The following is a 25,109-nucleotide window of genomic DNA, read 5'->3' as shown; positions in this document are numbered from 1 at the left end:
GGATTAAGCTTAAGGGGCCAAAAGGCCCCTTTTTTGTATCTATCATCAGCCCCAGACGAGCAAGGCAGCCATGCCTACGGCCCCGACGATTAACCGCCACCAGGCGAAGAGCTTGAAACCATGGCGTGAGACATAATCCAGCAGATAACGCACCACGAATACGCCAGAAATAAATGCCATGATGAAGCCCACCACAATCATCGCCCCATCGTTAAACGAAAGCATTTTGTGGTTTTTATAAAGATCATACGCGAACGCGCCTGCCATAGTCGGCATGGCAAGAAAAAATGAAAATTCTGCCGCAGATCGTTTATCCGCCCCCATCAATAGCGCCCCGACAATGGTTGAACCAGAACGAGAAACGCCCGGCACCATCGCTAAACACTGGAAAAACCCAATGGCAAGACAAATTGGCAGCGGATAATCCATCACATTCTTATAGCGCGGTTTCAAATCCAGCTGATCCACCCATAATAGGATAAAACCGCCCAGAATTAGCATGATACAAATCAGCATCGGCGTTTCAAAAAGCACACTTTTGATAAATCCATGCGCCATTGCTCCAATTATTGCGGCGGGCAGGAAAGCAAGTAATATTCCACCTACGAAGCGGCGAGTACGGGCATCTTGTGGAAAATCCCGAGCTATTTTGATCAAACGTGCCGAATAAACTGTCAGGATTGCAAGTATTGCGCCAAGCTGAATCAATACTTCAAACGTCTTGCCGGTCGATTCAAAGCCCAAAAAATGGCCGATAAGCAGCAAATGACCTGTGGAAGAAACCGGGATGAATTCAGTTAGACCCTCAATCAGCCCCAGAAAGCCAGCTTCGAGTAATTTTATAACATCCATGAAGACAATACCTTGGAGATGCGAATATAATGTGAACGAATGAATCGGACCGCCCGTTGGGGATTTACGATCATAACTTAGCCCCAAGCGATTGCTTGTCTCGCGCAACTATAGCCCTTATAGACTAAACATTCCGTTGAGGTGTCTCGAATCGCTGGCACAGAAATAGCCTGATAGATAGGCGAACGCCATATGAACCCTCTACGCAGATCAATTAAAGCTTGTCAGTCGAAAGTACCGCGTCGATTATGCTAACGCTTTTTCATCATCCCATGTCTTCCGGCTCGCGCTATGTGCGGTTGATTCTCGGTGAATATGACGTCGAAGCAGAAATGATTGAGGAGCGCCCGTGGTCACGCCGCAAGGAGTTTCTCGCCCTAAACCCTGCTGCGACCCTGCCCGTATTGCTTGCAGAGCGCGATGTTCCGGTGGTTGGCGCCACGGTTATCGCAGAATATCTGGATGAAACGCGGGGCGCGCTCAAGCGTAACCGTCGGCTTCTCCCAGAAAGCCCGATCGAACGCGCGGAAGTGCGCCGTCTGGTTGATTGGTTTCTTATCAAGTTCGAAAATGAGGTGACGCGACACATTGCACGTGAGCGTGTATTCAAATTGCAAATGTCTGCCGAATTTGGCGGCAGCGCACCCGATTCGACCGCCATACGCGCAGCGCGCAACAATATTCGCCAACATATGAAATATGTCGACTGGCTTGCCGCGACACGCGATTGGCTCGGCGGCAATTATCCCAGCTATGCAGATATGGCCGCAGCATCGGCTATTTCCGTACTCGATTATCTGGGCGAAATCGAATGGAACGACACCCGTGCCGCGCGCGACTGGTATATGCGAATGAAGTCGCGCCCATCATTCCGTCCCTTACTGGCTGAGCGCGTGCGTGGCCTAGCTCCGGTGGCCCATTATGGCGACCTCGATTTCTAATCCAAAGGAACTTCGGCTCAAACGCTTTCTGATCGAAGAAGCAAAAGCGGTGGGTTTCGATGCTGTCGCCTTCACGACACCTGACCGGATTCCGCATGCTCCCCAGCATCTGCGTCAATATATAGCCGCAGGTCATCACGCTGATATGGAGTGGATGGAAGAAACCGAGCTGCGCCGGTCCAATCCGCGTGAACTTTGGCCAGAAGTCCGCTCCATTATGATGCTGGCAATGAATTATGGCCCCCAGCATGATCCCAGCGCTATTCTGGAACAGAAAGACCGGGCAGCGATTTCTGTTTACGCACAAAATCGCGATTATCACGATATCATCAAGGGCAAACTCAAGCATATTGCCAGCCGCTTTGCGGCCCGCGCCGGTGAGAATGTAAAGGTTTTTGTCGACACCGCACCCGTCATGGAAAAACCGCTGGCCCAATCGGCTGGCTTGGGTTGGCAAGGCAAACATACCAATCTTGTCAGCCGCGAATTGGGGTCCTGGTTCTTCCTCGGCTCGATCTTCACCACGGCAAAGATTCCACCAGATGATGAAGAGCGCGATCACTGCGGATCATGCCGCGCTTGCTTAAATGCATGCCCTACTGATGCGTTTCCCGCGCCCTATCAAATTGATGCACGCCGCTGTATTTCATATCTTACAATCGAGAATAAAGGTCCCATTCCGTCTCATTTTCGTAAAGCAATGGGTAATCGGATTTATGGCTGCGACGATTGCCTTGCCGCCTGTCCGTGGAACAAGTTTGCACAGGCTGCAAGCGAAATGAAACTTATCGCGCGGGATGATCTAAAATCGCCTCGCATCGCTGAATTATTACAGCTGGATGATGCGGCTTTCCGTCGTTTTTTTTCCGCCTCTCCGGTAAAGCGCATTGGCCGCGACCGTTTCATTCGAAATACTCTGATCGCAGCTGGAAATTCCAACGATCCATCACTGCTGCCATTAATTGAGCAATTATTAGAGGATCCAGCCCCAGTGGTTCGCGGCGCAGCCATATGGGCATTGCAACAACTTGGGACTCGTCAACGCATCTTAGAGCTGCGAAAATTCTATCAGCCACTTGAGGACGACCCCGCCGTCCGTGCGGAATGGGATATGGAGGCATAATATGCGCATTTTCTTGTTAGGCGCGGGTTATTCTGCTTTAGCTTTCGCGCGCCTCATCGCAGATAAATCTCAATCGATCATCGGCACGACCCGCAGTACTGAAAATTTTGCATCCCTTAAGAAGGCTGGCATCACGCCAATATTATTCAATGGAGAAACTCTCCAGCCAGATCTCTTAGAAGCGCTTTCAGATGCGTCCCATATTGTGGTGTCAATTGCACCGCAAAAAAACGGCGACCCTGCCCTTCCCGTGGTTGAATCGGCGCTCACTCGCCCAGAAAACAACATCAAATGGATCGGTTATCTCTCGACAGTGGGCGTCTATGGTGACCATAAAGGTCATTGGGTAGATGAAGACACACCGTGCAATCCCATATCGTCTCGTTCGATTGAACGTCTGCAAGCAGAACAGGCCTGGGAGGCATTAGGCCAACGGTTTGACCTACCCGTTGCCCGTTTACGCCTGTCTGGAATCTACGGCCCCGGACGGAATGCTTTCATTAATTTAGAGCGCGGGACGGCCCGGCGCATTGTTAAAAACGGCCAGATATTTAATCGAATCCATGTTGATGATATTGCCGGCGCACTCCAGTTCCTATCCGCGCGAGGTGCTGCTGGCATCTTTAACGTCACCGACAACGAACCCACTCCGCCTCAAGATGTTGTCACTTATGCAGCACAGCTCATGGCAGTGACACCGCCAGAGGAAATACCTTTTGAACGCGCCGAAATGAGTCCTATGGCTCGCTCCTTTTACGGCGAGAACAAACGCGTCTCCAACCAGCGGCTCAAAAGCCTAGGATATGATTTTATCTATCCCGACTATAGAATCGCACTTTCTGCCATGTGGAACAATGCGAATTGGCGCTGATTGTCGTTTGGCTTTCGTGAAAGCATACTTCCCAAATTGCTTTATGATTCGTGAAGCTCGTATCGGAGTTTGCCGATGTCTAAGAATAACTCCTTTCGCTTTTGGCAACGATTTGCTTTCGCATTATCCCTGACGCTCGCCCTCTTGCCTCATCAATTCGCGCAGGCAAAGGATATGCCAGCCAAAGAAGCATTTGGTGCTCAGGCATTTCCCGTATTAGCCAAAAAGCCACAATCAATTGGCTTTTATTCCAAAGGCTGCCTCGCCGGCGGGGTGGCAATTGCAACCGATGGCCCAAATTGGCAGGTCATGCGGCTTTCGCGTAATCGGCGCTGGGGGCATCCGCGCACTATTGCCCTACTCGAAAAACTGTCACGCGATGCAGCAAAGGATGGCTGGCCCGGTTTGCTGATTGGCGATATTTCTCAACCGCGCGGCGGCCCCATGTTAACCGGTCACGCTTCGCACCAAATAGGCCTTGACGCTGATATTTGGCTAACTCCGATGCCCGAAAGGCGCTTTACCGATGCGGAGCGCGAATCCGTATCTGCGGTTTCAATGCTTGCCAAAGATTCGCTCTATGTTGACCCGAAAAAATGGACTGCAAGTCGCACAGCTTTAATCAGACATGCGGCAAGTTATCCGGAGGTAGAACGTATTTTCGTTCATCCCGGCATCAAAAAACAGCTTTGTGACACCGTCAAAGGCGATAGAAGCTGGCTCAGAAAGATCAGGCCCTATTGGGGTCATCACTACCATTTTCATATTCGGCTTCGCTGTTTGGATGGCTCAAATCAATGCAAACCACAGGACAAAGTAGCCCCTGGCGATGGCTGTGACAGCTCGCTTGCTTGGTGGTTTACCGACGAACCTTGGACGCCTACCAAGCCTTCAAAACCCCCGAAAAAACCAAAAACAGTCATGATATCTGACCTGCCTAAAAGCTGTGCTGCTGTATTGAAAGGACCAGGACCAGAATCAATTGCTGACGTGACATATGGCGCGCAATGAAATATTGAGATAATTCACAGAGACGGAACACGGCCTAAGATAAATGACAAGGTTGTCAAAAATGGAAAATGGTACTCGCATAGCGTTGATCGCCCATGACCTTAAAAAGGATGACATGGTCGCTTTTGCGCGCATGCACGAACAGGCTTTATCAAATTTTGCGATTGTGGCGACAGGCACAACCGGCAGTCTAATTAGTGAAGCCTGCCCTTCCTTGAATATTCACCTTGTGAAAAGCGGGCCGCTCGGAGGCGATCAGCAAATCGGCGCCATGATCGCAGAAGGTACGGTCCAAGCTCTCATCTTTTTTATTGATCCGCTTTCCCCACTCCCGCACGACGTAGACGTCAAAGCGCTCACACGGTTGGGCAGCGTTTACGATATTCCTATGGCATTGAACCGCGCCACCGCCGAAAGACTGATCAAAGCGCTTGACCGCTAACAAGACCGCATAAACTTCCAAAACAATAGCAGCAGGAACGACCGATGCACGCCACGAAAGACGATGAACATCTCTTCGAATTCCCCGTCCTCGTGGGCGATATTGGCGGCACCAATGCGCGCTTTGCTCTTCTCGTTGATAGAAATATTGACCCGCAACATTTCCCGATTGTTCAAACTGCGGATTTTCCGACGATTGATGCAGCAATTCAGCAAACAGTGCTCGATCACGCTTCCGTCATGCCCCGCACTGCTATTCTTGCAGTTGCCGGTCCGGTTGACAGTGATGAAATCGATCTCACCAATTCACCATGGGTAGTGCGCCCTCGGCAACTTATCAGCAATCTCGGCTTCAAAGATGTCACAGTGCTTAATGACTTCGAGGCACAGGCGCTGGCCATTGTTTCACTTTCGCCAGAACATCTCGAGCAAATCGGTGGACGGAGCGAAGAACTAACGGCAACCCGCGTCGTGCTGGGGCCTGGGACCGGTCTTGGCGTTGCAGGACTTATTCGCACCCAAAAAACATGGCTTCCCGTACCCGGTGAAGGAGGCCATGTAGATATCGGGCCGAGATCACAGCGGGACTATGAAATTTTCCCGCATATTGAGCGTATCGAAGGGCGCGTTGCCGCAGAGCAAATTCTTTGCGGGCGCGGCTTACGCAATCTTTATCGTGCAATCTGTGCTGCAGATAAGGTCACCCCCGAACTTGACACGCCCGCCGCTATTACCGATGCGGGGCTGGATAAAAGCAATCCACAGGCCATTGAAACGCTTGATCTTTTTGTGACTTATCTAGGACGGCTTGCCGGAGATCTAGCACTCGTTTTCATGGCGCAGGGCGGTGTCTATCTTTCCGGCGGTATCCCACAGCGCATTTTGCCTGCGCTTAAATCGGGCTCATTCCGTGCAGCATTTGATGATAAAGCCCCTCACCGCTTAATCGTGCAGGACATCCCCGTTCACGTTATAACATATCAACTTGCAGCCCTTGCCGGATTGTCAGCATTCGCCCGTTTCCCTTCCCTGTTCGAAGTTTCAACCAGTGGGCGGCGCTGGAAGTCGGCAGAGTAGCTTTAATTAACTCCACTGTCTGTCAGACATAGTCAAAACGCAAACTTGGCGCTATAGAAGCGCATGGATGTGTTCATCTTCTCATGAAAGCCAATTTGGTTTCGGCGATATTTATCGGCCGGAATTCGGATTAACTCCAGCTCTGAGCTGACAGAAAAAAGCGCCCTTGCACGTGAGCCTATTCAAAAAGAAAAAAAGAAAAATTGATCCGAGTGAAGCCACCCGCGTGATCCGCCGCATGCTGGCGGAAAACATCCATGAATATAAGAGAAATTATGTAATTGCGGTAATAGCGTCCCTTATTGTCGGCGCGTCAAATGGCGTTCTCGCCTATTTGATGAAACCCATGATCGACAAAATTTTCTATGAGCAGAATATTGGTCTCATATGGGTCATTTGCGGCGCGATATTTGGAATTTTCCTACTGCGCGGTTTTTCCAGTTATATTCAGGCGGTAGAACTGGCTAAAATCGGCAATAATCTGGTTGCCCGCTATCAAAGACGTATCTTTGACCATCTCATGAAATTGGGGCTAGATTTCTATCATGATACCCGCTCCGGTCACCTCGCTGCGCAGATCAATCAGAACGTCAATGGAATTCGCGACCTGCTCAATATGACGATCACGTCTATTGCGCGTGATCTTGTCGCGCTGGTCGGCCTTGTCGCCATGATGATCTATACTGACCCGGTGATGTCGGCGGTCATATTTTTCATTGGTCCGCCGCTTATTCTCGCAGTCGCCTATATTTCCCGCCGCATCAGGGCGGTAACCCGTGAGCTGGTTAATCTGAATTCGCATTTGCTCGGTGCAATGCAAGAATCGGTGCAAGGAATTACCATCGTCAAAGCATTCACGATGGAAGATCAGCTTAAATCCAAGATTGATACGCTCATCACGCAAGCGGAAGGCCGCAGCAACAAGATCGCCCGTGTTTCAGAACGCACGACGCCTATCGCAGAAATTCTGGCAGGTTTCGCCATTGCCGGCGTTCTTGCCTATAGCGGATATCGCGCCATCCTCAATCAGGAACCGCCCGGCGCAATGTTTGCCTTTATTACGGCGCTTCTCCTCGCCTATGACCCAGCCCGGCGTCTGGCTCGGCTTCAAGTTGGTCTAGAGCGAGCTCTGGTTAATGCGCGCATGATCTATGAAGTGTTGGATATTGAGCCGCATCAGAGCGATGCGCCTGACGCAAAGGAACTCAAGCCCGGCCCTGGCGAAATAGTCTTCCGCGATGTGCATTTTTCTTACAGCACAACTGCCCCCGTCTTGCATGGGATCAATTTTGTCGCCAAAGCTGGCCAAACAACTGCCATTGTCGGCGCTTCAGGTGCTGGCAAATCAACGCTGATCAGCCTCGTGCAACGGTTTTATGATACTGACAAAGGCGAGATCCTCTTTGACGGGCAGAATATTGCCGAAGTCACCAAACATTCACTGCGTGGGTCGATTGCTTACGTGTCGCAGCAGCCATATTTGTTTGAAGGCACGATAGAGGATAATATTCGCTATGGCCGTCCCGACGCAACAAAAGACGAAATTATCGCGGCTGCGAAACTGGCTCATGCTCACGAATTCATCATCCAGCAACCCCAAGGTTATGACACGCCTGTGGGTGAAAACGGTGTGACGCTTTCAGGCGGCCAACGCCAACGGCTTTCAATCGCCCGCGCCATTATCCGCAATGCACCTGTTTTGCTATTGGACGAAGCCACTTCTGCACTGGATAATGAATCAGAAAAGCGCGTGCAGCTTGCTCTTGACGAAATCATGCAAGGCCGTACCACAATTGTGATTGCTCACCGGCTTTCAACGGTCGTCAACGCCGACCGGATCATCGTCATGGAAGCTGGGCATGTCGTTGAAGAGGGTCGACACGCAGACCTCATCAATATTCCCAACGGCGTTTATGCTCGCTTCTATCAGCTACAAAGCGGAAATGAAGAAACATTGCTGGATGTTTCGGATCAAAAGGAAATAACCAATGATCAGTAATACTGAATTGGAACTGGTTGTTGTTGGCGCGAGCGGCCGCATGGGTGAGGCACTCATCCGCGCCATCCATGCAATTGACGGTGTGCGCCTGGCCGGAGCGATTGAACATCCTCAGTCGCCTGCGCTGGGTAAAGATGCGGGGGAATTAGCGGGAGTGGGATCTTTAGGCATTTCCATTACCGATGACCCACTGCCAGTTTTTGCCAAAGCACATGGCGTGCTTGATTTTACGACCCCTGCTGCGTCCGTTGCTTACGCAGCGCTTGCTGCTCAGGCGCGCATTGTGCATGTCATTGGCACCACCGGCTGTTCAGCAGATGATGACGAAAAAATCCGTGCCGCCGCTCGACATGCAACCATTGTTAAGTCTGGCAATATGAGCCTTGGCGTCAACCTTCTTTCGGTCTTGGTTCAGAAGGCTGCCCAAGCGCTCGGACCAGAAGATTTTGATATCGAAGTGCTGGAAATGCATCATAAGCACAAAGTGGATGCGCCTTCTGGCACAGCTCTTTTGTTGGGTGATGCAGCGGCAGCGGGCCGATCAATCAACCTGTCCGAAAACGCCGTCTATACTCGGGAAGGTCACACCGGTCCCCGCGAGGAAGGAACCATTGGTTTTGCAACATTACGGGGCGGATCTGTTATTGGTGATCATTCCGTTATTCTGGCCGGGCCTGGCGAACGAATAACCCTTTCCCATCATGCCGAAGATCGCGGTATTTTTGCGCGCGGTGCGGTTAAGGCGGCGCTATGGGCGCATGGCAAAAAGCCCGGCCTTTATTCTATGCTTGATGTACTCGGGCTCAACGACTGATTTCACACTCACTATGGAGCATTGAATATGTCCCGTACTCTCGTGCTGGTCCGCCATGGACAAAGCGAATGGAACCTTAAAAACCTTTTTACCGGCTGGCGCGATCCGGGCCTGACCGAGCAGGGCCACGCAGAAGCGAAAGCCGCCGGTGAACGTCTGAAGGCTGCTGGTCTCAAGTTTGATATCGCTTTCACTTCCGTTCTCTCCCGTGCGCAGGTCACTTGTGAGCACATCCTCAATGAATTGGGGCAGCCAGATCTTGAAACGATCAAAAATGAGGCGTTGAACGAACGCGATTATGGCGATCTTTCTGGCCTGAACAAAGATGATGCCCGCGCAAAATGGGGCGAAGAACAGGTGCATATCTGGCGCCGGTCTTACGATGTACCTCCTCCGGGTGGAGAAAGCCTGAAGGATACTGGCGCGCGCGTCTGGCCATATTATCTGCACAATATCCAACCGCATGTATTGCGCGGCGGAACAGTGCTGGTTGCAGCTCATGGCAATTCACTGCGCGCACTGATCATGGCACTCGATGGTCTGACACCTGAAGAAATTCTCAAACAGGAACTCAACACTGGCGTGCCGGTGATCTACAAGCTCAATGCAGACTCAACTATTGCCTCGAAGGAAATCCTGTCCGCTTAGTTGTTTTGGCGCGGCACAATAGTGTCGCGCCGATGTTTTGAAGACGGTCTATCCCAAATAAACGGTGGATCTTCTGAAAAATGCTTGTAGAAATCGAAAACCCGATTGACACAAGCACAGCGACCCCTTAGATGGACCTCGTCGCCCAGATGGCGGAATTGGTAGACGCACCAGCTTCAGGTGCTGGCGCTCGCAAGGGCGTGGAGGTTCGAGTCCTCTTCTGGGCACCATTCCTTAGTCTTCAGACCACTACCAAGGTCTAGAAGCGCCTCAAAAAACCCGAATGCTGGCTTTTGTTTTTTAGACCGTCGGGACCAAACCGCCCGTTCTATTTGTCTGAAGTTTAAAGCATTGGTTTCAAACTGCCCTATCGCTTGTCTCGCCGGCAAGAGATGCATCAGCATTTTGGTTTGGCGCTTTCAGCAGCGGCAACGCAGTATCTGTTAAGTACTCTCACATAAATGATGTTACGATATTTCATATCATGAGTATTTTGCTAATGGGCCTGTCTTCTCTTTTCCCGTCTGCTCTCAATATGGGATTGTTCCACTCTCATAGGTGAAGCATCTAGCGGAAATTCGGCCCATGAATCATCGTCAAATAAAACCCGCATTGGTCCTGTTCAAATCTTAGTCCTATATATACTGCGTTGATCGACAGCTATATGAGGCAGTGACTTGCAAAAAAAGAAAGCCAGAGAACAACTTTCAAAGAAAGTGCTCACGGCGATCCATAAAAGGCGCGGTTTTAGACCTTCTCATGCCAATATTATGGGCGGTGACATCGTTATTGCCTCCTATAATGTTCACAAATGCATCGGTGTGGATAAAGTATTTAATCCACAACGGACCGCCGATGTGATTAGCGAGATTGATGCCGACGTCATCGCCTTGCAGGAAGCAGATCAACGCTTTGGTCAGCGGTTGGGACTTTTGGATCTAGGATTGCTGCAACAACGTCATGGACTTGTTCCGGTACCAATTACCGCGACAGCACCCGAAGGACATGGCTGGCACGGAAATGTCTTGCTTTTCCGTGAAGGGATTGTGCGAAATGTTCGTCAGCTTACATTACCAGGCGTTGAACCGCGGGGCGCACTTGTTGCAGACTTGCAGTTTCCGTCCGGTCCTTTGCGTATCATCGCCGCCCACTTTGGCTTGTTAAAGCGTTCCCGAGAGCAACAAGCGCAAAGCATCCTTACGACACTCCAAGAATCTGAAACTTTACCGACACTTCTCATCGGAGACCTGAATGAATGGCGCATCGGCAAACGCTCTTCGTTATCGTCGCTGCAACCAATATTTGACCATGCGGCCACTGCCGTACCGAGTTTTCCATCCCGTTTTCCCGTATTAGCGCTGGATCGGGTATTGGGGATGCCGCACAATCTTGTCTCCGCAATTGAGGTCCATAATACCCCTCTTGCCCGCATGGCCTCCGATCACCTCCCAATCAAGGCACACGTGGATTTGCAATCCGCTCTCCGCTCGCTCGAAAATTTCGGCCCCTCCCTGCTGAATACGAACATAACAAGGTAAAATCTATCAATTGATTGCCCAGTCGCGGCTCGTAGAATGGCGGTCTCACAGTCTAAAGATCGCTTAGAGATATGGGGACCCTAACCAGATTATTCGATCGACCAAACGTTCCAAAAACGGTCTGCTTTTAAGGCGACCCAAATGCACCTCCCGGCTTGTTTCAATCACTGCGCCAAAGCGTTCCTCCACTTGCCGCGCAATATCGTGATCAAGTATTTCTAGATCGACCTCGAAATTCAACCTCAGTGATCGGGGATCAAGATTGGATGATCCCACATAAGACCACGCGCCATCAATCGTCATTAGTTTGGAATGGTTGAAACTCCCTCCGGAGCGCCAAATCCTGCAGCCTCCTTGCAGCAATTGATCAAATTGCGCACGCATCGCTCGATCGACCAGCTTCAAATTGTTTTTCCCCGGCACAACAATATCCACCGACACCCCGCGTCGCGCGGCGGTAACCAATGCGCTGATCAATTCCCGATCTGGCAACAAATAAGGGGTCATAATCAAAATATACTGCTCAGCAATTGAAAACGCCCCCATCAACATTCGATGTGTCGTTTCCACATTTTTATCCGGACCGGAACCAACCACGCGCACCAGCGTCCCCGTGCTCGGCGGCGCTTTGGGCGGCGCAATCGTCCATGCCTCCCCCGCGAGCAACTCGCCAGTGGCAAAACGCCAGTCTTCAGACGCGAGATGAAAAAGATCCGCAATGGCTGGACCTTCTAACCGAAAATGCGTGTCTAATGAAACCGCATCCCCCATCACTGCCCTAGAAAATCCGGCTCGAATATTCATGCCTCCCGTAAAGGCAACCTTGCCGTCGATGATCAGGATTTTGCGGTGCGTACGTAAATTCGCGTAGGGAAGCCGAAGGCCGATAATAATATTTCCGTTAAATACATCGACCGGAACACCTTTTTCCTTCAAAAGTCGTACAATGCTCGGGATAGAATATCGTGCGCCAACCGCATCAACTAACACCCGAACTTCAACGCCCCTCTTTGTGGCGTCGCTAAGAGCATCGGCAAACTGCTTGCCCACGGCATCACGATCAAAAATGTAAGTTTCTAGCAGAATGCTACGCTCTGCCATGCTGATCGCTTCAAGCATAGCAGTATAGGCTTCGTCTCCTGTTTCCAGAACTTCAATAATGTTGCCACTGGTGAAATCGTAACGACTCACTGCGTCGCCAAGAATTTTCATCGCTCCAAATTGCCGGCCAAATGCAGCCCGAACGAGATCATTGGTCGTGTCAAAATGAGAAAGATGATAAAGTGCAATATTACCAATATTGGCGCGCTGATGAGACAGAGTGTTGCGCCGAATACGATTAACACCGGCAATCGCATAAACGAAGGCCCCAACAAACGGCGACAAGACGATAACCCCCACCCAGCCGAGCGCCGTTCGGACTTCCTGCTTGGTCATGGTAGCGTGAATGGCTGCAATAGCTCCAAATGTAATTGAAAGTGCGGCCAATATATGCGGCCAATATTGGGAAATTTTGTCGAGCATCCAGCAACCTTAAGTGAAAATTATCCGCGACTGCATAGTTATATCCCGCACGCTAATTCACAACATACGCGTTGTCGCATTGCTAGCAAAATCCTTAAACTGCTTTATAATAAGCTGGAATAGTTGAACCCTCGGAGGGTCTCATGGCAACAGCACATTCAGATCTCAATCAATCCGAACTTCCATCCCAACTTGCCAGCAAATGGGGCTGGTTTGTAGCTCTTGGGGTAGCGCTTCTGATCCTCGGTGGCATCGCATTCGGTAATTTATTGGCAGCCACGGTTGTGTCAGTCTATTACGTCGGCTTGATGATGCTGTTTGCAGGTGTAGCGGAAATCATCCACGCTTTTAGCGTTAAAGCTTGGAGCACATTTTTCTTTTGGCTATTGAGCGGCTTACTATATGCCGCAGCCGGTATCATCGCTTTTGTGAACCCGATTCTTGCCGCTGGCGTTCTTACACTGTTTTTAGCAGCAGCTCTGGTTGGATCCGGTATTTTTCGCATCTGGCTGGGCTTCAAATCCAAACCAGCGGCCGGTTGGGGCTGGATCATTGCCACGGGCGTCATCACAACACTCGCAGGCTTGGTCGTTGCCTTCCATTGGCCGGTCGACAGCCTGTTTATTCTCGGGCTATTTCTCGCCATTGACCTAATTTTCCAGGGCTGGGCTTTTATCGCTTTCGGACTAGGTGCCAAGCGCCTTAAAAGCTAATTTCGATGCAATGAAAGGCGGGCGCGGACAGTCCGCCTTTTCATTTAAACTCGACCTTTTGGCCAAGGGCTGCTAGATGCAGCGCAACAACTTCGCGGCGCGCCTATCGCGTAGCCCGTACCTTTGCCATTACGAGTTCTTTCATGTCCGCTCAACATCATCCTGTTTCCAAACGTCGCACTTTTGCGATCATCGCCCACCCCGATGCCGGTAAGACCACACTTACTGAAAAACTATTGCTTTTTGGTGGCGCTATTCAACTGGCAGGAGAGGTCAAAGCCAAGAAAGATCGCATCCAAACCCGATCTGACTGGATGAACATCGAACGCGACCGCGGAATTTCTGTTGTTACCTCGGTGATGACCTTCGAGTATAAAGATTGCATTTTCAATCTGCTGGATACACCCGGCCACGAAGACTTTGCCGATGATACATATCGTACACTCACTGCGGTAGATTCGGCAGTTATGGTCATCGATGCCGCCAAGGGTATCGAACCGCGCACACTGAAACTGTTTGAAGTGTGCCGTATGCGCGACATACCGATTGTCACTTTCATCAATAAAATGGACCGCGAAGCACGTGATCCGCTCGAAATTCTCGATGAAATTGAAGAAAAACTGGCATTAGATACTGCCCCCATTACCTGGCCGATCGGGTCGGGCAAAAGCTTTGCCGGAACTTATGACCTGCATAATTCCACTATCCGGGAGAAAGACGCGCAGGAACAACCGACCCCTGTAAGCGGGCCGGAAGAAGCCGCCAAATTGCTCCCTGAAAATGAGCGCGAAGCATGGATTGAAAGCGTCGAACTCGCCCGCGGTATTTGTAGACCGTTTAATTTAGAGTCTTTCCGTGAAGGTCATATGACCCCGGTTTATTTTGGCTCGGCGCTTAAGAGTTTTGGTGTCCGCGACCTGATCGAAGCTTTCTGCGATTTCGGTCCGGCACCACGAGGCCAGCCGGCTGACTCACGCTTGGTCGACCCGGTTGAAGAAAAAATGACCGGATTTGTTTTCAAGATCCAAGCCAATATGGACCCCAACCACCGCGACCGTATTGCATTTTTGCGTGTATGTTCTGGCAAGCTTTCGCGTGGCATGAAGGCAAAGCTAGTGCGCACCGGCAAATCTATGAGCCTTTCGGCTCCACAGTTTTTCTTTGCGCGCTCCCGTCAAATTGCCGATGAAGCTTACGCAGGCGACGTGGTCGGAATTCCAAACCACGGAACATTGCGCATCGGCGATACATTGACCGAAGGAGAAGATATTCTATTCCGAGGCGTGCCCAATTTCGCGCCTGAAATCCTGCGACGAGTTCGTCTGGATGACGCAATGAAGGCTAAAAAACTACGCGAAGCATTGCAGCAAATGGCCGAAGAAGGCGTAGTGCAGCTTTTTATTCCCGATGATGGCTCACCAGCGATTATTGGGGTCGTGGGCGCTCTGCAAATCGACGTTCTGACCGAACGGCTTAAGATCGAATATTCCTTGCCCGTGGGCTTTGAAATGTCGCGCTTTTCGATTTGCCGCTGGATTACGGCAGACAATCCGGCAGAACTTGATCGTTTCATTGCTGCGCATCGTGCTGATATCGCGCATGATCTCGACAATGACCCTGTATTCCTCGCTCAAAACGACTTTTCACTCAATTATGAGGCCGAACGCTGGAAAGATATCCGCTTTGAAGCGATCAAAGACTATCAGGTCCGCGACAAAGCGTGATTTAAGGATTGCCCATCCGCAGATGTGTTAACTCCTGCGGATGGCGGACCAGATAGATCGCACGATAGATCATGTGATGTGACATTTCACGTCAATAGTTAGCTTTTTGTTTGCAAAAGCTCTGCTGCGATTTTTTCCGCTAGTTTTTCTGCTACTCGTTCTTTGCTCATTTCCGGCCAGTCTTCGACGCCCGCCCGGCTCAATATACGGACCCGGTTTTTGTCACCGCCCATCACATCACCTGAAACGTCATTTGCGACAATCCAGTCCGCCCCCTTCTTTTCCAGCTTTTTTTGCGCATTCTCGGCCACATTTTGCGTTTCAGCCGCAAACCCAATAACAAGCTGCGGCCTGTTAATATGATGCCCCACCCCTGCAAGAATATCAGGATTTTGCACCATGTTCAGCGTGAGCGCGTTCTCACCCGGCTGTTTTTTGAGCTTCTGATCTGAAGAATTAGCTATTCTCCAATCGGCCACCGCAGCCACCATCACAGCCGCATCCGCAGGCAAAAGCTTCTCAACCTCCGCACTCATTTCTCGCGCGGTCTTCACATGAATAACGTGGACACTTTGCGGATCAGCCATGGTGACCGGCCCCGACACAAGATGCACATCTGCACCAAGTCTGGCCAGCGCAGCAGCAATGGCATGACCCTGCTTACCCGATGAACGATTTGCAATATAGCGAACGGGATCGATCGGCTCATGGGTTGGGCCGGACGTTATGATGATCTTTTTGCCTATTAGTGGCTGTGCCTTGGGCGCAAGCAAATTCTCAATGGCGGAAACGATGGAAAGCGGCTCACTCATGCGCCCTACTCCCGCCTCGCCGCTCTCTGCCATCTCGCCTGTTTCCGGCCCAACAAAATGCACACCGTCCTTTTCCAAGGTCTGACAGTTACGTTTCGTGGCCGGATTGTCCCACATGGCTGGGTTCATAGCTGGGGCGAGCAGTACCGGGATTTTACGCGCTAAAAGCACCGCACTCGCCAAATCATCTGCCAGCCCATGAGCCATTTTGGCCAAAAGATCAGCGGTTGCGGGCGCAATAACAATCAAATCTGCATCCCGCGCAAGCCGAATATGACCAACGTCTTGCTCGTCTTCACGCGAGAAGAGATCAGTGTAAACATGATCTGCCGCAACCGCACCGATCGTCAAAGGTGTTATGAATTGCTGCGCCGCCTTTGTCATTAGCGGTCGCACATGCGCGCCTCTTTCACGCAAACGTCTAATCAAATCCGCCGTCTTATAAGCAGCTATTCCGCCACCAATAATGAGCAAAATACGCTTACCCTCAAGACCAGCAGTTACGCTTGTTTGTTTAAAATCACGCTCAATGCCTGCAACACTTGCACCCAGCAAAACCCGCGCTTCTTCTTCCATGGAGCGCCCGTTTTTAGCTGCCCGGACCCGCAATCGTTCCTTAATAGCATCGTCGAGATTTCGAATGGTTATACTGGCCATGTGATTGCACCAACTCATTGTAAGTGCAATCAATGCAATCATATTGAACTGCGCATGTCACGGAAAATATAGCGAAATTTAGATATATAGCTTGATCGCGATAGCAGCCAGCGAGATTGCAATTACGATCTGAGCAATCCGGCCCCATCGTGAATGTCTGGCCTCCGCTTTGCCGATCGCTTCGGCAGTTGCGGCATCAAAACGAAGGCCATTCTCTGCCATATCGTCCAAGGCCACCGAAATACGCTCGACCCGACGCAGTAAATCCGGCGTTTTACGGGTGAAATGAATAAGCGCATGCGCACTATCTTTGGCATCAAGCAACATTCCTTGAGGCCCAAGATTTTTACGAATCCAATCCCCAACGACCGGCTCCGCCGCCTTCCACATATTGAAATGCGGATCAAGAGTGCGCGATACGCCTTCCACCACAACCATAGTCTTCTGAAGCATCAGCAGCTCCGGCCGCGTCTCCATGTCAAAAAGCTCAGTCACCTCGAACAGCAGCGTGAGCAGCTTAGCCATTGAAATGGTTTCTGCCGGTTGACCGTGGATTGGCTCTCCGATGGCACGAATAGCCTGAGCAAAGCTCGACACATCGTGCGTATGCGGCACATAACCCGCCTCAAAATGAACTTCCGCAACCCGCGCATAATTACGCGTTATAAATCCATATAAAATTTCCGCGAGGAAACGGCGTTGTTGCTTGTTTAACCGACCGGTAATGCCAAAATCGACCGCAACAATCACACCTTGCGGATCGACAAACAAATTGCCCGGATGCATATCCGCATGGAAAAAGCCATCGCGAAGCGTGTGGCGTAAAAAGGATTGAATGAGGTTCTCGGCAAGCTTTTTGAGATCGAAACCAGCTTCCGCTAATGCTCCGATGTCGGACATTTTAATGCCGTCGATCCATTCAAGCGTGAGCACGTCACGGCCCGTACGCTCCCAATCGACAGTGGGCACGCGAAACCCTTCATCTTCCGCAATATTTGCCGCGATTTCAGAAAGCGCCGCCGCTTCAAGGCGTAAATCCATTTCAACGCGCGTTGTCTGCGCCAACGTCTCAACCACTTGGACGGGGCGAAGCCTGCGCGTGAAAGGAACATGGCGCTCCTGCATTCTGGCAACCATGAAAAAACTTTCAAGATCGCGTGCAAAGCGCTGACGTACTCCGGGACGAATCACCTTGACCGCCACTTTATGCGGCGCACCATTTCGCATGATTTGCGCCGGATGAACCTGCGCCATGGATGCAGCCGCAATAGGCGGGTCCAATTTGATAAAAAGATCATCGATCTTGCGGCCAAGCGAGCCCTCAATCGCTTTGACCGCCTCTACCTGCGGAAAGAAATCAAGACGGTCCTGTAATTGTGCTAAATCATCAGCAACATCGCTTCCGACAATATCCGGGCGCGTGGCCAAAAACTGCCCCAGCTTCACATAAGAAGGCCCGAGCTTGTTCATAGCACGAGAAATGCGTTCGGAACGAACCGTAACCTTTGCACGCCTTCGTGCCAGTAAGGCTGCAACCTTACGCCCAATCGCCGGGAGGCCAGAAAGATCATCGACCGGCAGAGCGCTAATAACCCCTTCGCGGGTCATGATCCAGCCGGCACGCATCAACCGGAAAGCTGCAAGGAAGTTACTCATATTTGCCCGCCCCGGGATACTCCTTCACCAAACCCACGATTAAAGTTTCCAGCCCGAATGTAAGGCCGCGATTCCTCCAGTAAAGTTGCGCCAGCTTACGCGTTCAAACCCGCCAGATCTGATCATGGCCGCAAAATCATCTTGCCGGGGGAATTTTCGAATTGATTCGACAAGATAGCTATAGGAATCAGCATCACCGGTTATCATTTTGCCAATGCGTGGAATGGCCTGAAATGACCATTGGTCATAGGCTTTATCGAGAAGCGGCAGATCCACTTCGGAAAATTCAAGGCAGAGAAAACGACCGCCTGGCTTCAATACGCGGTAAGCCTCGGAGATTGCTTTATCAATATGGGGAACATTCCGAATGCCAAATGCTATCGTATAGGCATCAAAACTATTATCCTCGAAGGGAAGTTCTTCGGCATTCGCTTCGACAAATTCCAGATTGTCTGCGAGGCCCTTTTTGATGGCACGCTCGCGCCCCACACCCAACATTGATCCGTTGATATCCAGTATCGTGACATGGGCCTGACGATCTGAGGCTTCGACAATGCGGAAAGCAATGTCCCCCGTTCCACCCGCTACATCAAGCGATTTCCAGCCTGGCCGCTTGGATGGAGCAAGCCAACCAATCATTGCATTTTTCCAGACCCGATGCAGTCCGCCCGACATGAGATCGTTCATCACATCGTAGCGCTTGGCAACCTTATGGAAAACATCATTGACGAGAGTTTGCTTAACTTCTTCGTCAACTGTCTTGAAGCCGAATGAATGTTCCATACCGCCTTGTGCGCCTATGCGGCCTGCATTGCCATTTTGCTGGCTCATAATTCGTCCTGCCGTTTCATCGAGAAACGAAGCCGATCTTCGTTTTCCGTCTGCCTGATGCATATAAAGCTTGTACCAGACGATACAAGCACAGACCGAATACTGATAGCCTTTTTGTAGCATCGGCTTGCACAAGTTCGCAAAAATCGTCAAAGAGATATAAAACTGTGCGTGTGAGTATGCCACGCATTTTCTTCGGCGCGATTGGCCGCTAAGATCGCAGAGATAACAAGAAAAAGTGGAAAGAACATGGGCGTTACAGTCGTCAGCCATCCGCTTGTCCAGCACAAGCTCACCATTATGCGCAAGCGCGAGACCTCCACAGCCAGCTTTCGGAGGCTGCTGAAAGAAACGTCACTGCTGCTTTGTTATGAAGTTACGCGTGATCTCGAACTTACCACAATGCAAATCGATACACCGATGAAGTCGATGGAAGCGCCGATACTTGAAGGCAAAAAACTGGTCTTTGCCTCCATCTTGCGCGCTGGCAACGGCTTACTCGAAGGCATGCTGGATTTGGTGCCAGCAGCGCGGGTCGCACATATCGGCCTTTATCGTGATCACGATACGCTGCAACCGATTGAATATTATTTCAAAGCACCCGAAGATATCGTCAACCGGCTTATTATTGTTGTTGATCCGATGCTCGCTACTGGCCACTCGGCAGTTGCGGCTATCGACAAACTAAAAGAGCGCGGTGCAACCAACATCCGCTTTCTATGTCTTATTGCCGCCCCCGAGGGCGTGGAACGGTTCACCAAAGCGCATCCTGACGTGGAAGTCTTTACCGCATCTGTCGATGATGGATTAAACGAACAGGGTTATATTCTGCCGGGCATCGGCGATGCCGGTGATCGCATGTACGGCACGAAATAATTCCCTAATGCCCAAGCCACGCCCTTGACTGCGGGCGTGGCTTTTAGCGCATTATAGAGCTACGGCGAACGAAGGGGGTAACAAATGTCTGCAGAAGACCGATTTGTCGAATTGGAAGTTCGCTTAGCCGAACAGGAAAAAACGATTGAGGAACTTTCCTCGGTCGTTGCTGATCAGTGGAAAACCATTGATCAGCTTTCAAAAAAACTCACCGCATTGACCAATCGCTTTTTGCTTCTTGAAGAGCAAACGGCGCCCGATATCCCCGTAACCAAACCTCCTCACTGGTAATATGCTGGATATCGTCAACCTCGCACAACGCCTTGATCTCTTATCGGTTTGCTCTCACTGGAATTATCAACAATGGGGACGAACCGCGGGAAAATCAGAAACGCAAATTGCAGAAGCTCTAGGCCAGATTGCCCAAGATACTCAGGGACAAGCCGCTCGCATAGGCTTGATGAACGGAAAGCCGGCCGGAATGGTACTGCTCATTCATAGCGATCTTGATACCCATCCCCATCTTTCGCCTTGGCTTGCCAGCCTTTATGTGGCGCCAGAGTTTCGTTCTTTGGGTGTAGGTCGACGGCTCGTCAAAGCCATTGAGCAGGTCGCTTTTGAGCTCAAACACGGGCAAATTTACCTTTACACCTATCACGCATCATTTTACGAGCAAATCGGCTGGTCAAATTTTGAAGCCCTTGAAGGCGATCAGGCTGGCATGACCATTCTTCGCAAGTCTCTGTCTGATGGCCAACACGCAGCCTAAAGGCGCGTATCTGTTATTCAGACCGTTCGCACTGATGGCGTGGGGCAGCTCACCCCAGTACCCTTCAGTCCGCAATAACCATCAGGATTTTTTGCCAAATATTGCTGATGATAGGGTTCCGCATAATAGAATATCGGTGCATCGGCAATTTCAGTCGTGACCGGCCCCAGCCCATGCTTCTCCAACGCAGCCTGATATATATCTCGGCTCTGCTCCACCGCCTTACGATCAGCGTCATCAAAAGTATAGATCACGCTTCGATAGGTGGTTCCAATGTCGTTGCCCTGTCGCATCCCTTGCGTCGGGTCATGTTCTTCCCAAAACACGCTCAGCAAGGTAGCAAGGTCGATGGCCTCTGGATCGTAAACCACGAGAACAACTTCCGCATGTCCGGTGAGGCCAGTACAAGTTTCTTCATAGGTCGGGTTCGGAGTGATCCCGCCAGCATATCCAACCGCGGTCACATACACACCTGGTAGCTGCCAAAACAATCTTTCAGCTCCCCAAAAGCATCCCATACCAAAAAGAATTTTCTTATATCCGGCTGGCCACGGTCCCTGCAGCGGCCGACCTGACACGAAATGCGTCGCTGAGGTCGGGATGGGTGTGTCGCGCCCTGGGAGAGCCTCGTGAGGCGCGGGCATTTGTATTTTTTTGCGATAGGTGTCGAACAGGTTCATGACTTACCTCTTAATTTCCTTACCGCGCAGCGAACCGTCCCAGTTTGCGTTCACGCTTATATGAGAGAGCATAGAATATCAGGGCTATCAGACCGAAAACAACCCAACCCGGCAGATCCAAAAATGGCACCACCACATTTTCCCACCCACTAAGTCCTATATAGTGCACCGCAAAATGTTTTGCATCGTCTAGAGATTGCGCAGAACCCTGCATCCATATTTCCAATAATGGTTTCGCAACAAATTCAGAAGCGCCCACTGACCGAGCGCCATCAAGAACGGCGAAAATCACGCCCACCGCTAAAGAGATGATCGATAAACCGCGTAAAACAAAACGGATCATGAATATTGAACCTTAAATTGGACATACAACCATTCGACCGCCGCATTCCCGCCGGAACAACTCTATCAAAACTCATCTAACAATGGTGGCGCGGCGAAGACTCTTTCTCGCACCTTAAAATCCGATCAAAGCAACGAAATACTCCTACAAAATAATGTTGATTTTATTATCGAAAAAAATAGACGGCAAACTTCGAAATATCAGTTGATCCTGTGCGTATTATGGCTATATTGCGCGCCGAGACTGCTTGTTGCAACTGACCATTGCGTATTTTGAAAAGCAGTACCGCTTTGCTTTCTGCCTGCTATCACTGCAGTCTTATGTCAGCAAACTTACGGAGAGGTGGCCGAGTGGTTGAAGGCGCACGCCTGGAAAGTGTGTATACGGGGAACCGTATCGAGGGTTCGAATCCCTCTCTCTCCGCCATGACCATTGATTTCATTGACTTTTTCCGCATTTTTCTCCCTTTGTCATAACTGTGGAAAACCCTGCCCGCCTCAGCAGGCAAGGCTTCTATTTTATCCTGGCATATGGAATCCGCGGTTGAAGAGGTCAGATGTGTTGAAGCCCACGGCTGAAATCGAACCAGCATTGTCCATTACCTCTACCTGCTCAGAAGGCAGGGTACGTGGGCGAAATTTTATTTGCGGTGCCGGAACCTTCACCAGCTTGATTTTAATTTGGAACAGCTGAGCGCCAACGGATCACGGCCAGCCAGAAACGCAATCCCGCATTATTGCAGCCATCCTTACCGCTCTTGAAAGGGCTGACCCGCTTCTTTCGCGTGTGAACTGCCGAATGAAAAACCTCTGCCATGTCATCCCCCTCCTATGGCAAAGTTATTACTTAAACATACCAGCTGGCAATTAATAATCGCTGGACCTTTTACACCACCTCACCATTCTCGTATTCTTCTCTTTGGCGCTCTCCCGGCCGCCCCCTCGCCCGCGGGAACAGCATTTTTGCCCTTGCCATTAAACTTCTTCGCGTCTGGGCTTGGCCGGACTCCATCCCTTCTCAGAACGTGTAGCGTCACCAGCATCTGCCTTGACAATCGTCTCAATCCGCTTTTCGGAGCGAAATATCTTCCTTCAAAGCACCATTACGAACTTTTTACGTATTTACGCAAAGAACAGCCCAAGCATATTCGTCCATTCGCGGCTGCTGTATCCCCGTGCGCTCTAGTGCATCAAACCAATGGAACAAAATCAACGATCTCTTTTACTTCACCTCGAAGCCGTCAAGCGCTGCGCCAGACATAGCGCCATGCTCATGTAGCTAATTTCTAGCTTTCCCCGCCTCACCTTGCGGAACGCTGGAGCACGAAGCTAACCATCACATCTTTTTACTTGTACCAGTGGATAATGGGCCACATCAAGAAAATGCGGCCCGTTTCTGTCTTCCGCATGTGGCGGAGAAACATCGCTTAATAATAATATCGTTTATTTCTAAATATAAACAATAATAAGTAGACCGGCAGCCAAAGACCGCCCGTAAATATTGTCAATAAAATGTGTAACCAGTGAGGAAATCTACGCAACAAACCTGCTTCATTTCCCGATGAAGAAGATGAAGAGGAAGAAGAAGCTGCAGCAGCGCCACCGCCACCGCCGCCCGCATTCATGAAAACGTTCGGATTGTTGCGCTGTGACTTCAATAACTCCAATTCCCGCATTTGCGGATCAAGTATTTCTCCGCAGTGGCGACATTTCTTGGATTTAGCGTTAATGGGTTCAGTGCAATACGGGCAGTCAATTTGGGCAGATAAAGATGTTTCCTGCATTTATATCTCCAGAGAAAGCAAGCAAATATTTAGCGTGTCAGGGTCAGTTAGAAAACTGGCTGGCCAAACGTAATACTTACGTTCTTCGATCCGACAATGCAGAAATTGCATCAATAAGCCCCATTTTTTACCCGCCCTTTATATATCTCTGATATGATATCATCGTTCGACTTTCAACCTATTACAATATTATATCTTATACATGCACGATTTCTTCTTTTCGATTTAAGCGATGTATAATAAATCATAATTCCTAGTTATACTAAGAGTTTAATGAAAAACATCTAACTTACCCAAAGTCATTTGCTCGCCTTCGGGCATTTACCTTGCTTATTTGCATAAGGCACCCATGCCATTAGCTGATGAGCTTCGTATCTTATAACATCAAAATAACCGCACTCGGCGTGGAGTATGGCCCGGATCCCAATCCTTAGAAGAACCTTCTCCTTCCGCTTTATGCCGCAGACTTTGTGCTTCCTCACTCAACCGCCGGCAATGTCTTTTCTATAAATATCTTGAACTGGGGCGAAATTGGGTACGTGGTTCAAGGATGCGTCGAAAACGAAACTGTTAAAGATCGCGAGCCAAATTCACCGCATTATAACGACGATCATGGCCAGAATCTTCCATGCGGCTTAAAGGCTGAGATGAAACGCGAGATCGACCCGCTCAACCTCGCAATTCCCAAAACGTAATGCGAACTCTGCCGAGCGCATCAATCATTCTTGTCAAAAGCATACGCAACGAGGCCTCAGGCCGTGAGCAAAACTGATGCCTACCCAGCCGCCGTTTACAAGGGCTTCGCACAAGTTTATCAGCGTTGTGCTGACGTAAGAGTGAACGGCATTGAGATCTGCGCACAGCTCTTAATGGCTTCGGCGCTTCTTGATTTGGGTTCACTTTTCGCTTTCGTCGCCCCCAGCCTTTCTCACTTGTTGGCTTCTTGATGCCGCGTGAGCATTAAACTTGTCTATGAACACAATGTCCCAAACACAAAAAGCCCCGTCTCTTGTGAGCGGGGCTTTTACATAAGCAGTTGATATAGATTTTTTGTTTTGGTTGCGGGGGCAGGATTTGAACCTGCGGCCTTCAGGTTATGAGCCTGACGAGCTACCGGGCTGCTCCACCCCGCGATATATTGTTGAGCTTTGGGCTAGCAGCCCTATTTTTGTTTTTGTTCATCCTCGTCAGCTTTGCTGTTTTTGGTTGAACGGGAGCTGCTCGGCCCCTGAACATGGTATTTAATCACCATTTATGTATTTTTTGCGCTTTTTATGCGTATTGGATCGCCTTTTGGCGATTATTCTGTTTGTTTTGAGAAGATGTTTTATTTTTGTGTGCTTTGCAGACCTGGCAGCGACCTACTCTCCCGCGTCTTAAGACGAAGTACCATTGGCGCTGGAACGTTTCACGACCGAGTTCGGGA

24 protein-coding genes, 3 tRNA genes and 1 rRNA gene are annotated in these 25,109 nt (G+C 50.3%); 17 read left to right on the top strand and 11 right to left on the bottom strand.

The annotated features are described in order from the left end of the window. Window positions 1-45: 45 nt before the first annotated feature. On the bottom strand, window positions 46-852 hold the full coding sequence (locus tag C7374_RS09940) for an undecaprenyl-diphosphate phosphatase (protein WP_111575545.1): 807 nt from the start codon (window positions 850-852) through the stop codon (window positions 46-48). Between the two features lie 248 nt (window positions 853-1,100). Between C7374_RS09940 and C7374_RS09935 the strand changes: the two genes are divergently transcribed. The 11 genes from C7374_RS09935 (at window position 1,101) to C7374_RS09885 (ending at window position 11,315) form a co-directional block, all read left to right on the top strand. Then, complete coding sequence (locus C7374_RS09935) at window positions 1,101-1,793, top strand: glutathione S-transferase family protein (RefSeq protein ID WP_111575474.1); 693 nt, start codon at window positions 1,101-1,103, stop codon at window positions 1,791-1,793. Next, window positions 1,774-2,916: a tRNA epoxyqueuosine(34) reductase QueG gene (gene queG / locus C7374_RS09930; protein ID WP_111575473.1), complete on the top strand. Its 1,143-nt coding sequence runs from the start codon at window positions 1,774-1,776 to the stop codon at window positions 2,914-2,916. The genes C7374_RS09935 and queG overlap by 20 nt, the downstream gene beginning before the upstream one ends. 1 nt (window position 2,917) lies before the next feature. Then, a complete protein-coding gene (locus tag C7374_RS09925; RefSeq protein ID WP_111575472.1) occupies window positions 2,918-3,787 on the top strand; it encodes an SDR family oxidoreductase in 870 nt (289 codons plus the stop codon). Window positions 3,788-3,961: 174 nt separating this feature from the next. After that, complete coding sequence (mepA, locus tag C7374_RS09920; protein WP_245412624.1) at window positions 3,962-4,798, top strand: penicillin-insensitive murein endopeptidase; 837 nt, start codon at window positions 3,962-3,964, stop codon at window positions 4,796-4,798. Between the two features lie 61 nt (window positions 4,799-4,859). Beyond that, window positions 4,860-5,240 carry a methylglyoxal synthase gene (locus C7374_RS09915; protein WP_111575470.1) on the top strand — a complete coding sequence of 127 codons (381 nt, stop codon included), beginning with the start codon at window positions 4,860-4,862 and terminating at the stop codon, window positions 5,238-5,240. A gap of 44 nt (window positions 5,241-5,284) precedes the next feature. Next, window positions 5,285-6,316: a glucokinase gene (locus C7374_RS09910; RefSeq protein WP_111575469.1), complete on the top strand. Its 1,032-nt coding sequence runs from the start codon at window positions 5,285-5,287 to the stop codon at window positions 6,314-6,316. Window positions 6,317-6,488: 172 nt separating this feature from the next. Further along, window positions 6,489-8,315: an ABC transporter ATP-binding protein gene (locus C7374_RS09905; RefSeq protein WP_111575468.1), complete on the top strand. Its 1,827-nt coding sequence runs from the start codon at window positions 6,489-6,491 to the stop codon at window positions 8,313-8,315. Further along, window positions 8,305-9,129 carry a 4-hydroxy-tetrahydrodipicolinate reductase gene (gene dapB / locus C7374_RS09900; protein ID WP_111575467.1) on the top strand — a complete coding sequence of 275 codons (825 nt, stop codon included), beginning with the start codon at window positions 8,305-8,307 and terminating at the stop codon, window positions 9,127-9,129. The genes C7374_RS09905 and dapB overlap by 11 nt, the downstream gene beginning before the upstream one ends. Window positions 9,130-9,156: 27 nt before the next feature. Further along, on the top strand, window positions 9,157-9,777 hold the full coding sequence (locus C7374_RS09895) for a 2,3-bisphosphoglycerate-dependent phosphoglycerate mutase (protein WP_111575466.1): 621 nt from the start codon (window positions 9,157-9,159) through the stop codon (window positions 9,775-9,777). Between the two features lie 143 nt (window positions 9,778-9,920). Further along, window positions 9,921-10,007: transfer RNA gene (locus C7374_RS09890), tRNA-Leu, on the top strand. Window positions 10,008-10,454: 447 nt separating this feature from the next. Beyond that, a complete protein-coding gene (locus C7374_RS09885) occupies window positions 10,455-11,315 on the top strand; it encodes an endonuclease/exonuclease/phosphatase family protein (RefSeq protein ID WP_111575465.1) in 861 nt (286 codons plus the stop codon). Window positions 11,316-11,378: 63 nt separating this feature from the next. Here C7374_RS09885 and cls read toward each other — a convergent pair whose 3' ends face one another. Beyond that, window positions 11,379-12,839: a cardiolipin synthase gene (gene cls, locus C7374_RS09880; RefSeq protein WP_111575464.1), complete on the bottom strand. Its 1,461-nt coding sequence runs from the start codon at window positions 12,837-12,839 to the stop codon at window positions 11,379-11,381. Between the two features lie 143 nt (window positions 12,840-12,982). Between cls and C7374_RS09875 the strand changes: the two genes are divergently transcribed. Both C7374_RS09875 and C7374_RS09870 read left to right on the top strand, forming a co-directional pair. Then, window positions 12,983-13,552, top strand: coding sequence for an HdeD family acid-resistance protein (locus C7374_RS09875; RefSeq protein ID WP_111575463.1), 570 nt, complete (start codon window positions 12,983-12,985; stop codon window positions 13,550-13,552). A 143-nt stretch (window positions 13,553-13,695) separates the two neighbouring features. Beyond that, the gene (locus tag C7374_RS09870; protein WP_111575462.1) at window positions 13,696-15,276 is read left to right on the top strand and encodes a peptide chain release factor 3; all 1,581 of its coding nucleotides are present in this window, start codon (window positions 13,696-13,698) and stop codon (window positions 15,274-15,276) included. A 98-nt stretch (window positions 15,277-15,374) separates the two neighbouring features. On the opposite strand, the gene coaBC is transcribed toward C7374_RS09870, so the two are convergent. The 3 genes from coaBC to ubiE all read right to left on the bottom strand — a co-directional run bounded on the left by coaBC (window position 15,375) and on the right by ubiE (window position 19,232). Next, window positions 15,375-16,745, bottom strand: coding sequence for a bifunctional phosphopantothenoylcysteine decarboxylase/phosphopantothenate--cysteine ligase CoaBC (gene coaBC, locus C7374_RS09865; protein WP_111575544.1), 1,371 nt, complete (start codon window positions 16,743-16,745; stop codon window positions 15,375-15,377). 78 nt (window positions 16,746-16,823) lie between these two features. Next, the gene (gene ubiB / locus C7374_RS09860) at window positions 16,824-18,401 is read right to left on the bottom strand and encodes a 2-polyprenylphenol 6-hydroxylase (protein ID WP_111575461.1); all 1,578 of its coding nucleotides are present in this window, start codon (window positions 18,399-18,401) and stop codon (window positions 16,824-16,826) included. Between the two features lie 39 nt (window positions 18,402-18,440). Beyond that, window positions 18,441-19,232, bottom strand: a complete 792-nt coding sequence (gene ubiE / locus C7374_RS09855; protein WP_111575543.1) for a bifunctional demethylmenaquinone methyltransferase/2-methoxy-6-polyprenyl-1,4-benzoquinol methylase UbiE — start codon at window positions 19,230-19,232, stop codon at window positions 18,441-18,443. Window positions 19,233-19,481: 249 nt separating this feature from the next. Between ubiE and upp the strand changes: the two genes are divergently transcribed. The 3 genes from upp (at window position 19,482) to C7374_RS09840 (ending at window position 20,877) form a co-directional block, all read left to right on the top strand. Next, window positions 19,482-20,108, top strand: a complete 627-nt coding sequence (gene upp, locus C7374_RS09850) for a uracil phosphoribosyltransferase (protein ID WP_111575460.1) — start codon at window positions 19,482-19,484, stop codon at window positions 20,106-20,108. 84 nt (window positions 20,109-20,192) lie between these two features. Next, a complete protein-coding gene (locus C7374_RS09845) occupies window positions 20,193-20,399 on the top strand; it encodes a SlyX family protein (protein ID WP_111575459.1) in 207 nt (68 codons plus the stop codon). A 1-nt stretch (window position 20,400) separates the two neighbouring features. Beyond that, on the top strand, window positions 20,401-20,877 hold the full coding sequence (locus C7374_RS09840; RefSeq protein ID WP_111575458.1) for a GNAT family N-acetyltransferase: 477 nt from the start codon (window positions 20,401-20,403) through the stop codon (window positions 20,875-20,877). A 17-nt stretch (window positions 20,878-20,894) separates the two neighbouring features. On the opposite strand, the gene msrA is transcribed toward C7374_RS09840, so the two are convergent. Together msrA and C7374_RS09830 are read right to left on the bottom strand one after the other, a co-directional pair. Beyond that, entirely contained in the window at window positions 20,895-21,557 is a 663-nt protein-coding gene (gene msrA / locus C7374_RS09835) for a peptide-methionine (S)-S-oxide reductase MsrA (RefSeq protein WP_111575457.1), read from the bottom strand. 19 nt (window positions 21,558-21,576) lie between these two features. After that, window positions 21,577-21,900 (bottom strand): hypothetical protein, encoded by a 324-nt coding sequence (locus C7374_RS09830; protein WP_111575456.1) that lies wholly within the window; start codon window positions 21,898-21,900, stop codon window positions 21,577-21,579. 336 nt (window positions 21,901-22,236) lie between these two features. Between C7374_RS09830 and C7374_RS09825 the strand changes: the two genes are divergently transcribed. Continuing rightward, a tRNA-Ser gene (locus C7374_RS09825) sits at window positions 22,237-22,326 on the top strand. 249 nt (window positions 22,327-22,575) lie between these two features. On the opposite strand, the gene C7374_RS15960 is transcribed toward C7374_RS09825, so the two are convergent. The 4 genes from C7374_RS15960 to rrf all read right to left on the bottom strand — a co-directional run. Further along, window positions 22,576-22,716, bottom strand: a complete 141-nt coding sequence (locus tag C7374_RS15960) for a hypothetical protein (RefSeq protein WP_158527827.1) — start codon at window positions 22,714-22,716, stop codon at window positions 22,576-22,578. A 610-nt stretch (window positions 22,717-23,326) separates the two neighbouring features. After that, window positions 23,327-23,683, bottom strand: coding sequence for an FYVE zinc finger domain-containing protein (locus C7374_RS09820; protein WP_111575455.1), 357 nt, complete (start codon window positions 23,681-23,683; stop codon window positions 23,327-23,329). A gap of 1,056 nt (window positions 23,684-24,739) precedes the next feature. Further along, window positions 24,740-24,816: transfer RNA gene (locus tag C7374_RS09810), tRNA-Met, on the bottom strand. A gap of 215 nt (window positions 24,817-25,031) precedes the next feature. Then, window positions 25,032-25,109 (bottom strand): 5S ribosomal RNA (rrf, locus tag C7374_RS16575); the annotation flags it as partial.

The sequence above is a fragment of the Falsochrobactrum ovis genome (assembly GCF_003259955.1).
Classification (GTDB): domain Bacteria; phylum Pseudomonadota; class Alphaproteobacteria; order Rhizobiales; family Rhizobiaceae; genus Brucella; species Brucella ovis_A.
Note: the sequence above shows the minus strand (reverse complement) of the source record. Positions and strands in the feature narration are given on the sequence as shown.